Here is a 13,515-nt window from a genome sequence, read left to right on the forward strand (position 1 = left end):
TATAATGTTAGAATACATAACATCAATCGAGTGGAGTGGAAGTAAAGATGCAGATCCGTCGAAACCAGATTTTCGTAGTCGTCCTGTTGCTTCTTGTCAGTGTGTACAGCTTATTGATTGATATGCTCTGGATGCATAAGCTGGTGATTATTCTGCTTATGGGTTCTCTAGGATGGTTCTCGCTGAATACATCCCGCTACGGTTATCGCAAAGAAGCGCTGCTGAAGGAGTCACAGAACAAAGTGGAGCTTCTTGGCAATGAGATTGTAGTTACCTCGGATCGGCTGCATGGTGCGCTTGAAGAAATCAGCCGCCATACAGAGCAGCTGCAGCAGACAGCAGATTATTCACACGCGTATGAAACGGATTTAAGGATTCGCAGCAATGAAGCTAAAGCCAATATTGAAGGGGCCTATCAGACGATGGGCGGTGTAGCCTCAGTTACAGCACATATCGAAGAATTGACGGAAAAACTAGGCTCGAATATGCAATATGCTCGGCAAGGAATGACAGCAATGGTAGATTCCCTGAGCATTGCAGATGTGGTGATGAAGGATCTGCAAACACAGAGTGGGGACATGTTAGCTAAGTTTACTACCCTGAGTAATCATATTGCGATGGTAGAGGAGATCAATACATTGATTAACTCCATTGTGAATGAGACCTCGTTGCTCGCGCTGAATGCTTCTATTGAAGCGGCCCGGGCCGGTGAACAGGGCCGCGGATTTGCAGTAGTGGCCAGCCGGATTCGGCAGCTGGCTGATCAAAGTAAGAGCTCGGTAGACCGCTCCTCAGGCATCTTGCTTGACATTAATAATGGAGTACAGAAGGTGCTGGAATCCGTTACGAAAGAGCAAGTCTCAGTGGAGCGTGGGGTGAACGAGGTCGGCACGGTTAAGCTTCGACTCGATGATATCGCGTCGAGAGTAGATGAAGTAGGCAGCGCCGTGACGGAAACAATCGATGCTGCCGCGAAGCAGGGCAAGCTGATTGTAGAAGTGACAACGGAGCTGAGCGGTGCGGTGGCTATCGTGAATGAGACGATTGCCAATGTAGACCTTACGCTGGAGCAGGTGACACGGCAGCGGGATCAAATTGGGCAGCTGAACGAAGTCAGCGCCAATCTGTTAGCGGAGTCGCAATCCTTACAGCAATCGGTTACTAGCATTGCGGGCAGAGCGGAAATTGAGATGAGCCAATATGCAGCCCGGCTTCAGGAAATGCAGAGTCTCTTGGAGACAATTTCCGCCAAGGAAGAACTTTACGCTCCAGATACTGAAGTTCATCAAGGTGTTTTGAACGCTTACATTAAGAAAATTCCAGATGTACAAGCCATTTGGTCCAATCGGACGGATGGAACCTTTATCTACTCCGAGCCAGCGGCTGGCCTGTTGAATGCTAAGCGGCGTGATTGGTGGAATGGGGCCATGAATGAAGGTGAATATGTCTCTAAACCTTATGTATCCGCGATTACGAAACGTTCTTGTATTACATTATCTAGAGCAATCCGGAATCGTCAGGGAGATGTAGTAGGCGTGGTTGGTATTGATTTAGCGGTGTAATAAAACAACAGCAGCAAGCCCTTCTGTAGCAGAGGCTTGCTGTCTTTTTTATTCCGATGCTAACACAACTTAGCTTTAGGTAGCGCTGACCTGCAATTGCTTCCACGTTGCCTGCCAGTTTTTTTTTGCAATTCGTTTTTCATAAATAGGGAGTAAGTTCGGATTATTGTTGAAATGAGGGGTAGCCCGTAACACTACATTAATAACATCTGCAATCCCATGCGGAGCGGTTAGGATAACCTTACCGTATTCATCTAAGGAAAGCCCAAGCGCTGTAGCTGTTTCCGGAAACTTGGAGATGGCATCTACAGATGACGTATAGGGCGCAAGGTTGTTAATGGTATGCATTCTTGCTTCATTCTTAACGGACCATGGCACATGGGGATTTAAATTTCTTAGTTTTGCCTCCCATTGCTTTTCCACTTCCTCATGAAGATTGCTGCCGTCATAATAAATAACATCAATATCTGGCAAAGGGGTCCGCTCTTCAAAGCCATGTAAGGAATCCCAGATTTTTGAACGTACAAACCCAGCACAAACCCACCAGTCAAGTAACTGTAGCGATCTGGCATTTTCTAAAATATCCATCATCCAGGGATCATTATGTACAAGCTGAATGATATCTGCCTCGTGTTCTATCTTGTGCAAACTGCCACCTCCGAATATTCATGCTTCCAATCTGTTAATATCATACAACAAGAGTTTCAATAGAGGTATAAAGGGACAGGCTGAATGGACAGAGGCATGAACTATCTTTATAATGAATCGACATCGAGACCTTTGGAGGCGGTGACCGTGCAATATACGTTTACTATATTACTGCAATTGTTGGAAAGAGCTGCGTTATTGCTGATGTGTCTGTTTGTATTGACTCGTCTGCCGCGGTTTAAAGAGGTTTTTCAAAAAGGGAGTTACGCTCCGCAAGAGCTTGCTATTGCGACGATGATCTTCAGCTTATTTGCCATTTTCGGCACTTATAGCGGGATTAATGTGGAAGGTTCGCTTGTGAATGTGCGAATTATCGCCATCGTATCTGGCGGGATTTTGTTCGGACCATGGGTTGGACTTATAACAGGCATCATCTCAGGGGTTCACCGTTTTCTGATTGATATTGGAGGGGTAACCTCTCTTCCTTGTCTGATTACGAGTATCACCGCAGGCATAGTGTCTGGGATAATCTATCGCCGCACCTCTGGTGAACGTCGCTGGATAGCAGGGATTTTGGCGGGAATGGCCTGTGAGGCACTGACGATGCTGCTCATTCTAGCGATGGCTCAGCCGATGTCGCTGGGTGTGGATATCGTGTCCAAGATCGCTTTTCCGATGATTATGAGCCAGATTAGTGTCGGCCTGATTGTTGTGCTAGTGCAGAGCGTGGAAGGTGAGAAGGAACGGATCGCGGCTAAGCAGTCCAAGCTGGCGCTTGATATTGCCAATAAGACCTTGCCGTATTTTCGCAATATTAATCAGGAGTCGCTGCACACCATCTGCCAGATCATCAAAGAGGATATCGGTGCAGACGCTGTAGCGATTACAGATACTCGGTTTATTCGTGCCTATGTTGGCGTGGGTGAGGAGGATTATGAGACAACTAACGATATTATCAGTGAGGAAACTAAAGTAACGTTGTCCAGTGGTGAAATTACCATCCGTAACGATGATAGTGATTACGTGAATCCGCAGATCAAGTCGCTGATCATTATTCCTTTGAAGGAAAAGGGTGAGGTGACGGGAGCGCTCAAAATCTATTACACCAAAGCCCACAAGATTACCTATTCGCTTCAAGCTATGGCCGTGGGTCTGTCACAAATGATCTCTACCTTGATGGAAGTGTCGCGGGTGGAAGGCATTAAGGAAATGGCGAACAAAGCGGAGCTGAAGGCACTGCAGACCAGCATTAACCCGCATTTTTTGTTCAATGCACTGAATGCGATTGCGTCCTCGATTCGAATTAATCCGGATAAGGCACGCGAGCTGATTGTGAATCTGTCCGGTTATATGAGATACAATCTGGAGCTTACCGATGAATTCATTGATATCAAACGAGAGCTACAGCAGGTCCAGCAATACGTAGAGATCGAAAAGGCGCGTTTTGGAAGCCGGCTTAACGTGCTTTATGATATTGATGAGGTTCAGGTTCGAATTCCGAGTCTGATCATTCAGCCGCTTGTAGAAAATGCGATTATACATGGCATACTGAAGGTAAGAGGGACAGGAACAGTAACGATTTCTGTAAAAGACCACGGGGATACCGTACGGGTGGGCATTCGCGATACCGGAGCTGGCATCAGCGAGGAAACGATAGAGAAGGTCTATACTGGCGATATGCCGGAGAATAAAATCGGGCTGTTTAATGTACACCAACGGGTAAAGCTGATCTATGGGACTGGACTTACCATTCAGAGATTGGATAAAGGGACGAACATCTTTTTTGATGTTAAAAAGGAGGACCAATGAGAGCGATCATTGTAGAGGATGAAGAGCTGGCAAGACAGGAGCTGGCTTATTTAATAGAGACGCACAGCGGGATCGATATAACGGCACAGTTTGAAGATGGGCTGGACGCGCTTAAATTTTTGCAGAGTGATACGGTAGATGTGATTTTTCTGGATATTAATATTCCTTCCATCGATGGGGTGCTGTTGGCACAAAATATCAGTAGATTCTCGGTAAAACCCTACATAGTGTTCATCACTGCGTATAAGGAGCATGCCGCTGAGGCGTTTGAGATTGAAGCTTTTGACTATATTCTTAAGCCTTATAGCGAGGTACGCATCAAAGCCATGCTGCACAAGCTGGAAAATGCATTTGCCAGCCGTGGACGACAGGGGGAAGAAGAGCGTAATCCGGTCAGTGACAAGGTTAATCTGTGGAAAAATGAAAAGATTATCGTAGTGAATGCCGACGATATTTATTACGCCTCCGCGCAGGAAAAAAGTACAAGTGTGATGACTAAAGGTGAGGAATACAGCATGGCACTTAGTATTAGCGATTTCTTTCAGCGGCTGCCGCAGGATCGTTTTTTTCGCTGCCATCGTTCCTATATTGTTAACCTGTCCAAGATCAAGGAAATCATCCCGTGGTTCAACAACACGTATTTGCTGCGCCTGCATGATTTAGATTTTGAAGTGCCGGTAAGTCGTAGTAAGGTAAAAGAATTCAGGCAGATTATGCGCTTATAAATGCAATTCATTCTTCATTTCCGTCATCTCATGCCGGATTTCTCTCAACATCGGCTGGTTTAGCTACAATAAAGAGGCGATAGAAGCTCTTGTAGCAGACAACGAGAGAGAAAGAAGGAAAAGACCATGACTACGACAATGGACAGCAAAAGCACCAAACGGTGGCTAATCGTATTAGGTACAGTAATTATGCAAATGGGCCTAGGTACCATCTATACATGGAGTTTATTTAATGCGCATCTGGTAACAAAATTTGGCTGGGAGCTTAACTCCGTTTCGATTACTTTTTCTATAACGAGCTTTGCACTCGCTTTCGCGACTTTGTTCGCAGGGAAGCTGCAGGATCGTTTCGGGCTTCGCCGTTTGACTGCTACTGCTGGGATTGTGCTCGGACTAGGATTGATTCTTAGCTCTCAAGCCAATTCACTCTTCATGTTCTATTTATTGGTTGGGGTGATCGTTGGTTTTGCGGATGGGACAGCTTATATCACTTCATTATCTAATTTAATTAAATGGTTTCCGAATAATAAAGGTTTAATCTCCGGCGTGTCCGTTGGTGCTTATGGAACGGGGAGTTTGATCTTTAAATATATTAACGGCGGGTTGATTGACTCAGTGGGTGTGTCTAATACATTTATGTATTGGGGTTTGATTGTTATGGGCATGATTGTAATCGGTTCCTTGCTCGTAAGAGAAGCTCCGGTTCAAGCGGCCCCAGCACCAGCGGGTTCAACGACAGCTACAGTAATGAGTTCACCGAAAGACTATACGGTCAAAGAAATGCTGCGGACAAAAGAAGCTTATCTGCTATTTATCATCTTTTTCACCGCTTGTATGTGTGGTCTGTATTTGATCGGTATTGTAAAAGATATCGGCGTGCAGCTGGCTGGACTTGATGTACAGACAGCAGCTAGTGCGGTGGCTATGATTGCGATCTTTAATACAGCGGGACGTTTAATTCTGGGTGCTTTATCTGACAAAATGAGTCGCTTGAAGCTGGTAGGCGCATCGCTTGCTGTAACTGCGGCGGCTATGCTGACCCTCAGCTACGCGACCCTGAATTTCGGACTTTTCTTCACTTGTGTAGCAGCCATTGCGTTCTGCTTTGGCGGGAATATCACGGTGTTCCCCGCCATTGTCAGCGACTTCTTCGGACTGAAAAATCACAGTAAGAACTACGGAATTGTTTACCAAGGTTTTGGTATTGGTGCCCTTTCCGGTTCGTTTATCGCCGTCTTCCTAGGCGGATTTAAACCAACCTTTGTTATCTTTGGCCTCTTGTGCCTGCTGGCCTGCATCATCGCGATTTCTCTGAAACCGCCAGTGGCGAAGTCGAAAGAGAAAAAAGCGCTGCGTCTCAAAGCAACGGAACGTACGGCTTAAGATGTAATTGAAGCTAGAACCAGGCAGCGATTCTCCCGTTAGTGGAGAATCGCTGCCTGGTTTTTTTGATTTGTGGTGGCTTGCTGAGCTGTGACTTGTTTGGGCGGATTATCTTCAATTGGGAGAAGGAGTTTTGATGGGATCTGAGAAGTAACTGCATTCTGTGCAACTATTCCGTATGAAATAGTGAATCTTCGGATTTTAGCTGTATTCTGTACAACTAAAAACTCGAGATGTTGCTTAGAGGCGAAAAAACCAAGGAAATAGTTGCACCAAATACAGCTATATCTAATGGTGGCGTGATGCGTGAAAAAATAGTTGTATTAAATACAGTTAAACGTGACTACCCCAGCCCCAGCACCAGCACCAGCACCAGCACCAGCACCAGCACCAGCACCAGCACCAGCACCAACATCAGTACCTACATCACCAGCACCTACATCACTACGAGCACCTACACCAGTACCTGCATCTATACCAACATGTGTGTGCCTGCACCATCGCTTTTGCTATCCCTTTCCCTTCGGCTCTCTTTTGCGTCTAAACATTGCCTCTGTTACTGCTCAATATAGTTACTTAGAGGGTAGATAGATTTGTCGGACGTACAGCGGATTTTTTGTAACTAGGTAAGCAAGTACATCAATAGGAAAATGTGGTCGAAGCAGTGTTGGATATGACCTGATTCTTGCGGAACTCGGATGGGGACATCCCGCTAAGTTTATTGAATATGCGGTTGAACTGGGAGAAGCTGTTGAATCCGCATTGCCCGGCGATCTCGGAAATCTTCAGGCGGGTGTAGATCAGCAATTGCTGGGCATTACGGACCCGGGTCATCTGAATATATTCTGTCAGCGTGGAGCCGGTAATTAACTTAAATTGGTGTGATAAGTAATAGGAGCTGATAAAGAACTCTTTAGCGAGGAAATCAAGGGACAACTCGCTGTTGTAATGGCTATGGATGTATGCGGTGATCGAGTAGATTTTTTGCATAATGGCATTTCCGATCTCCTCTGGGACATAGCTGTTCTGGTCTCTACGCTGGTATAAAGCACAGAGGAACTGTTGGAAAAGGCTGTGAATCAGTACTGGATTTAACGGTGAAGTGCTGTGTGATAAGGTGAAGATAGCGTTAAGAGGATCAAATACGGCTTTGCGCAACTCTTTTGGCAAACGGTAGATCGGTATTTCTTCCCAAAATGAGAGAAACATACTTTTGTAAGCGTTCTCTAAACCGGGTATATCCTTGGGCATGGCGAAGTTTATGATCAGCCGCTTAAACGGCGGCCCTTCCGGATATTGTGTCTTATGCAACCGATAAGGACGCAGAAGCACGATGTCATACTGCTGGAGGGCGCAGACATTACCATCGATAATATGAGTGGCTCGGGAATCCATTAAGATATGAATCTCGTAAAAATCATGAAAATGCTGAAACTCCATATTGATATCATGAGAACGCTGGTCATAATCAAAATAATAAAAAAGGGGGTCAACGGGCGTGTTGATACGTACGCTATACCCTTGTTCGTACAGTAAGTCGCTTTCAAGCAAATGCTCTCACCGCCTTATTCTGTAATATGCACTTATTATAGGTTCAGAAAAGCAAGATTTGCAATATATGAGGGTTATTACAGCAAATATAAAGTAGTTTTTGTATGGAATGGTTTGATATATTACGGGTGAATGGAACTACCCAACATGAGGGAAGACCCAAAATAGCAGGCGAAGGGGCGGGAAACAGATGAACAACAGCCGGATTAGTAAAGTTGAGATCATTGAAAAGCTGAACCGCGTGACGGATAAGCTGCTGAAGCTGGAGCGGCCGGAAAACGAAGCCGAACTGCAAAATTTAGGGGAGAATGCGGGACGACGGGGGTATTTTGCTCGTGATTTTGGCATGGAGGAATGGGATTGGCCGCAGGGAGTGGGGCTTTACGGACTTCAAAAGCTTGAGCAGCATTTCAAGGATGAGCGTTATCAAGAATATGCCAAGCTTTGGATGAGCAAGCAACTGGGCAAGGGACTGCCGAGCCGGAATATCAATACAACAGCGCCGTTGCTGTCATTAATGGAACTGAAGGAAGCGGAGGAATTAAGCCTGGAATGGGTGCAGTGGTTGATGCATGACCTGCCGCGGACGGAGGAGTCTGGTTATCAGCATGTCACAACAGGAGCGAGCAAGGATGAAGTTACGCTCAATGATAATGAAATCTGGATTGATACGTTATTTATGGCTATTTTGTTCACGGCAAAAATGGGTGTGAAATACGATAATTCCGCATGGCGGCAAGCGTCGCTTTACCAACTGTTGCTGCATATCAAATACCTGTATGATAAAAAGACGGGGCTGTTTTTTCATGGCTGGCATTTTGGCGGCCGGCATAATTTCAGTGGAGCCTTCTGGTGCCGGGGCAATAGCTGGTTTACACTCGGTCTGCCAGAATACCTGGAGTTGATGGGGCCGTATCTGGACAGTGGAGTGTTTGAATATCTTCAACAGATCCTGAACGCACAGGCAACAGCTTTATTAGCCTGCCAGAGCGGAGACGGATTATGGCATACGCTGCTGGACGACTCTAGCAGTTATACTGAAACGTCAGGCTCAGCAGCTATCGCAGCGGGTATTTTGCATAGCGTACGCAGGGGGTTGTTGCCGGAATCGTATGCAAATCATGCCCTGAAAGCGATCCGGGCGGTGCTGGACAGAATTGACGATGAAGGCACGGTGCTTGGTGTATCCGGCGGCACTCCGATTGGTGCTGCAAAAGAAGATTATAAGGAAATCATTATTGCCCCTATGGCCTACGGACAGGCCATGGTTTTAGTCGCACTAGGTGAAGCGTTACATTACTGTTGAGGAGGAGTAGATAGCTAAGGAGAGAGTTAAAAAAGCTGGAGAAATATTTGCTTGTAACTTCACTTGTGCTTGGAGTATACTATTTTCGGGATGGTTAAGCGCTTACCTCAAAGGAGGATAAGCAAACATGGTAAATCCGATCGTAGTTGGCATTATTGGGGCAGGCAGAATTGGCCGGCTTCATGCAGATAATCTGCGTGTGATGCCGTCGTTTAAGTTGAAATCCATTGCGGAGGCTGTGGTAAGTGAGGAATTGCTGGTCTGGGCAGAGAGCCGGAATCTTGGCTCTGCATTTGTGAATGGGCAAGACATTCTGAATGACCCTGAAATCGAGGCTGTGTTTATCTGCACACCTACGGATACCCACGCCTCTTGGATTGAGCTAGCAGCCCGGGCTGGAAAACATATTTTCTGTGAAAAGCCGATCAGCCTGTCGTCAGAGTTTACCCACCAGGCACTGAAGATAGTGGAGGATGAGGGTGTATTGCTACAGGTCGGCTTCAACCGGCGAATGGACCCTAGCTTCCGCAAACTTAAGCAACTGGTTCAATCAGGAGAGCTAGGCAGTCCACATATTGTGAAGATCACATCACGTGATCCGCAGCCTCCGGGTGAGGCTTATGTGCGGTCTTCCGGCGGGATGTTTATGGATATGACGATTCACGATTTTGATATGGCCCGTTATCTGATGGGTGAGGAAGTAACAGAAGTTTATACCCGAGGTGCCAATCTCGTTGATCCGATGTTTGGGCGCTGCGATGATGTGGATACAGCTGTCATCACGCTGACCTTTGCCAGTGGCGCAATCTGCGTCATTGATAACAGCCGTAAGGCTGTATATGGTTATGATCAACGCGTGGAGGTGTTCGGTTCCTGCGGCTCAGCCACCGCCGACAACTGCCGTCCAACAACTGTAGAGGTTTCAACCGCTGCTTCGGTCACACGCGATCAGCCGCTTCATTTCTTTCTCGAGCGGTATAACCAGGCTTTCGTAGAAGAGGTTGCCGCGTTTGCCCGGGCAATCCGCCTGCAGGAGCCTATCATTTGCAGCGGGCTTGACGGGCAACAGGCGGAACGGATTGCCGAAGCCGCTAAGGAATCCTATCTTACCGGGCTTCCGGTCAAGTTGTCTTCTTGTGCCGGAGAGGGAATATCGGCAACACAAGCTTTGTAAGCGGATGCAGATGCTGAAGGAAGATGGGGGAGGTCTGTGAAGATGTCCAATCTAATCATAAAAGCCGGAGCACCCGGCAAAGATGGACTTGTAGCGGCAGTTAGCAAGGAGAGCGCTGGATGGGAGTATGTAGGTTTTGAAGTGTACCAGCTGCAGGTTGGGGATACGCTGAGCCGCAGCGCGGAAGGGAATGAAATCTGTCTGGTGCTGCTGGCGGGCAAGGCGGATGTGAGAGCAGGCGCCCAGTTGTTCGCCGGGATCGGTGAACGTATGTCTGTATTTGAGGATTTGCCGCCGTATGCGGTGTATATTCCGGCGGGAGGGCATTATGAAGTTACGGCCTTGACGGAGCTGGAACTTGCGGTTTGCCTTGCACCAGGAACGGGTAAATATGCGCCGCGTTTGATCGCTTCGTGCGATACTGTGGCCGAAGCCCGCGGTTCTGGCAGTATGTCACGGCGAGTGGTCAACATTTTGCCTGAGCAGAGTGAAGCCGAGAGCCTGCTGGTCGTGGAAGTACGTACGGGTGGCGGCAATTGGTCCAGCTATCCTCCGCACAAGCATGACTGTGACAATCTACCTGCTGAGTCTTACCTGGAAGAGACATACTACCACCGGGTTAACCCGGCTCATGGTTTTGTAGTGCAGCGGGTGTATAATGACGATCGCAGCCTTGATGAGACGATGGCCGTGTCTGACCGCAGTATTGTATTGGTTCCGGAGGGCTATCATCCTGTATCGGCTCCGCCGGGTTATGATTCTTATTATCTCAATGTGATGGCAGGTCCGGTCCGCACATGGGTTTTTCATAATGATCCGGAACATGAATGGCTGTTCGAGATGCAGCAACACCAGAAGGATAAGAAGAAATAGTGTAGCAGCACGCACGAAAAGGGGGCTTCCGCAAGGCGGAGGCTCCTTCTTTGTGTCGATGTATTGACCAAATGATCGCCACAGTAACAGAGTCTCTTGCACCGCTGAATAGACACTGTCAGAAGAGTTCCTTATAATCTAGGTATAGGATTGTACGAACGTAAAGGCGGGCTCACTAACGATGAAACCTACGATATATGATGTGGCACGGGAAGCGGGAGTCTCCATCGCTACGGTGTCCAAGGTGTTGAACAAGAACGGGAGAATTAGCGATAAGACACGGGAGAAGGTTCATCGGATCATGGAGGAGCTGAATTACCAGCCGAGTCTGGTGGCCTCTGCGCTGACGAGTCGCCGAACGGGAACGATCGGGCTGATGATTCCCGATATTTCCAACCCTTTTTTTGCTGAGGCGGCCCGAGGTATTGAGGATTATGCCCAGGAGCAGGGAAGCGACTTGATTGTATGCAGTACTGACCGGGATGATGAGAAGGCGGCCCGGTATATCTCACTGCTCCTGCGTAAACGGGTGGACGGTATAATCATTGCTTCTCATACAGGGAATCCAGATATGGTCCGCCGCCTGCTGGCTGATCACGTACCGCTTGTGTTATTTTCGGCTGATATCCGGAGGATGGAGAGCAACAGCGTCACGGTGGATGACTATAAGGGAGGCTATCAGGCGACAGAATATCTGTTGTCCCTGGGCCATCGCAGGCTCGGCATTATCTCTGACAATTTACCGGGGAGTAAGCTGCGCGTGGAAGGCTTTATGGATGCGCTCAAGGCAGCGGGTGTTGGCTTTGACAATCCCGCTAATCTCACGCATACTTCAGCCACGCTGGAGAACGGCCGCAAAGCGGCTGCCGCGATGCTGGCTCAGGCGCAGGAAGACCGGCCGACCGCCATATTCGCCTGCAACGATCTGCTCGCGATTGGGATATTGAAGGAGGCGCGCAGCGCAGGCTTGTCAATACCCCGTGATCTGTCCGTGGTGGGTTTTGACAATACAATGCTGGCTGAAATTTGCCATCCCACCTTGACCAGCATTGCTCAGCCTCTGCGTGAGATGACGGAACAGGCGATGATTCTGCTGAACGAATCTATCGACAATCCCGATAGTCCTAAGCGCAAGATCATGCTGATGCCGGAACTGATAGTCCGCCATTCCACCGGACCGGCACCGCATTAGGAAGACACAAACTCTACAAACGGAGTAAGAACGCCGACTCCTATCTGAAGACCTGTACCTCGCTTAGCGGCGAGGGACAGGTCTTTTCTTTGTTTTTTTCTGGTACATGGGTTCAGTTCCCAACTTCGTTTAAGTTCAGGATTGCCAAACTCCAATTTCTAAACTATACTAATGGAAATTAGGTTAAGCGCTTAACCCATCCCCCGATGATTGTTGTATCTCATTAATCCATTTTACTGAAGTTTTCTCAAGGAGGCGTCATAATGAACGGTTTACAGTTCGATCCTGCACGACCGCTGGATTTAATTGCTGTCGGTCGGCTCTGTATTGACTTAAACGCTAATGAAACCGGAAGACCAATGGAAGAGACACTGACGTTTACCAAATATGTCGGCGGCTCTCCCGCCAATATCGTAATTGGAGCAGCACGGCTAGGGATGCGCACTGGCTTTATCGGTAAGATTTCCGATGATCAGATGGGCCGTTTTATCCGAACTTATCTGCAAAGGAATGGCATTGACGATAGCCAGGTGCGCGTTGACCAGACCGGTGCAGTGACTGGGCTTGCTTTTACTGAAATAAAGAGTCCTCAGGAGTGCAGCATTCTGATGTACCGGGATCATGTGGCTGATTTGCTGCTGAGTACGGAGGAGATCTCGGAAGAGTATATTCGGAAGTCCAAGGCACTGCTGATCTCAGGTACTGCACTGGCACAAAGTCCGTCCCGTGAGGCTGTGTTTGTCGCTTTGGAGTTCGCCCGCAAGCACAATGTCACTGTATTTTTTGATCTGGATTATCGCCCCTATACTTGGAAGTCAGCCGCAGAAACAGCGGTCTATTATAATCTGGCAGCTGAGAAATGCGATTGTATCATCGGTACCCGTGAGGAATTTAATATGATGGAGAGCCTGTACAATGTGACAGATGCAGATGACGAAGCAACAGTTAACCGCTGGTTCTCGCACCAAGCAAAGCTGGTCGTTATCAAGCATGGCGGGAGTGGTTCAATCTCCTACACGGCGGATGGGCAGAAGCATCGGAGCGGTATTTTTCCCGCTAAAGTATTGAAGACATTTGGAGCCGGAGATTCTTACGCCTCAGCCTTCATTCACAGTCTAATGCGGGGAGAAAGCGTCGGTGAGGCCATGCGCCGCGGCAGCGCGTCGGCATCCATTGTCATCTCCCGCCACAGCTGTTCGGATGCCATGCCAACCTTGGACGAATTGGAAGCGTTTTTATTGTCTAACGAGGAAATCACTTCAGGTGCAGAGTAAGTAGGCAGAGGTTGGAGA

11 protein-coding genes are annotated in these 13,515 nt (G+C 47.9%); 9 read left to right on the forward strand and 2 right to left on the reverse strand.

Annotation, left to right across the window (positions count from 1 at the left end; genetic code table 11):
• Positions 1 to 47 precede the first annotated feature (47 nt).
• Positions 48 to 1,562, forward strand: a complete 1,515-nt coding sequence (locus MHH46_RS01895) for a methyl-accepting chemotaxis protein (protein ID WP_076192691.1) — start codon at positions 48 to 50, stop codon at positions 1,560 to 1,562.
• 75 nt (positions 1,563 to 1,637) lie between these two features.
• Here MHH46_RS01895 and MHH46_RS01900 read toward each other — a convergent pair whose 3' ends face one another.
• Complete coding sequence (locus tag MHH46_RS01900; RefSeq protein WP_076192790.1) at positions 1,638 to 2,153, reverse strand: nucleotidyltransferase family protein; 516 nt, start codon at positions 2,151 to 2,153, stop codon at positions 1,638 to 1,640.
• A 261-nt stretch (positions 2,154 to 2,414) separates the two neighbouring features.
• On the opposite strand from MHH46_RS01900, the gene MHH46_RS01905 reads away from it, so the two are divergent.
• From MHH46_RS01905 to MHH46_RS01915, 3 genes are all read left to right on the forward strand, one after another.
• On the forward strand, positions 2,415 to 4,019 hold the full coding sequence (locus tag MHH46_RS01905; protein ID WP_280513476.1) for a sensor histidine kinase: 1,605 nt from the start codon (positions 2,415 to 2,417) through the stop codon (positions 4,017 to 4,019).
• The gene (locus MHH46_RS01910; RefSeq protein WP_076101193.1) at positions 4,016 to 4,744 is read left to right on the forward strand and encodes a LytTR family DNA-binding domain-containing protein; all 729 of its coding nucleotides are present in this window, start codon (positions 4,016 to 4,018) and stop codon (positions 4,742 to 4,744) included. Before MHH46_RS01905 ends, MHH46_RS01910 begins: the two co-directional genes overlap by 4 nt.
• A 138-nt stretch (positions 4,745 to 4,882) precedes the next feature.
• Complete coding sequence (locus tag MHH46_RS01915) at positions 4,883 to 6,127, forward strand: OFA family MFS transporter (protein WP_076124755.1); 1,245 nt, start codon at positions 4,883 to 4,885, stop codon at positions 6,125 to 6,127.
• A gap of 639 nt (positions 6,128 to 6,766) precedes the next feature.
• Here the strand turns inward: MHH46_RS01915 and MHH46_RS01920 are convergent.
• Positions 6,767 to 7,678 (reverse strand): AraC family transcriptional regulator, encoded by a 912-nt coding sequence (locus MHH46_RS01920; protein WP_076124676.1) that lies wholly within the window; start codon positions 7,676 to 7,678, stop codon positions 6,767 to 6,769.
• Between the two features lie 190 nt (positions 7,679 to 7,868).
• Between MHH46_RS01920 and MHH46_RS01925 the strand changes: the two genes are divergently transcribed.
• The 5 genes from MHH46_RS01925 to iolC all read left to right on the forward strand — a co-directional run bounded on the left by MHH46_RS01925 (position 7,869) and on the right by iolC (position 13,497).
• Positions 7,869 to 8,984, forward strand: a complete 1,116-nt coding sequence (locus MHH46_RS01925) for a glycoside hydrolase family 105 protein (RefSeq protein WP_076124674.1) — start codon at positions 7,869 to 7,871, stop codon at positions 8,982 to 8,984.
• Between the two features lie 127 nt (positions 8,985 to 9,111).
• A complete protein-coding gene (iolG, locus tag MHH46_RS01930; protein ID WP_076185618.1) occupies positions 9,112 to 10,158 on the forward strand; it encodes an inositol 2-dehydrogenase in 1,047 nt (348 codons plus the stop codon).
• Positions 10,159 to 10,200: 42 nt separating this feature from the next.
• Complete coding sequence (gene iolB, locus MHH46_RS01935; RefSeq protein WP_076124671.1) at positions 10,201 to 11,031, forward strand: 5-deoxy-glucuronate isomerase; 831 nt, start codon at positions 10,201 to 10,203, stop codon at positions 11,029 to 11,031.
• Positions 11,032 to 11,212: 181 nt separating this feature from the next.
• Positions 11,213 to 12,223 carry a LacI family DNA-binding transcriptional regulator gene (locus MHH46_RS01940; protein ID WP_076124669.1) on the forward strand — a complete coding sequence of 337 codons (1,011 nt, stop codon included), beginning with the start codon at positions 11,213 to 11,215 and terminating at the stop codon, positions 12,221 to 12,223.
• A gap of 263 nt (positions 12,224 to 12,486) precedes the next feature.
• Positions 12,487 to 13,497 carry a 5-dehydro-2-deoxygluconokinase gene (gene iolC, locus MHH46_RS01945; RefSeq protein ID WP_076124667.1) on the forward strand — a complete coding sequence of 337 codons (1,011 nt, stop codon included), beginning with the start codon at positions 12,487 to 12,489 and terminating at the stop codon, positions 13,495 to 13,497.
• Positions 13,498 to 13,515: the final 18 nt, after the last annotated feature.

Origin of the sequence: Paenibacillus sp. FSL H8-0175 (assembly GCF_045040615.1) — a bacterium.
Taxonomy (GTDB): domain Bacteria; phylum Bacillota; class Bacilli; order Paenibacillales; family Paenibacillaceae; genus Paenibacillus_AQ; species Paenibacillus_AQ odorifer.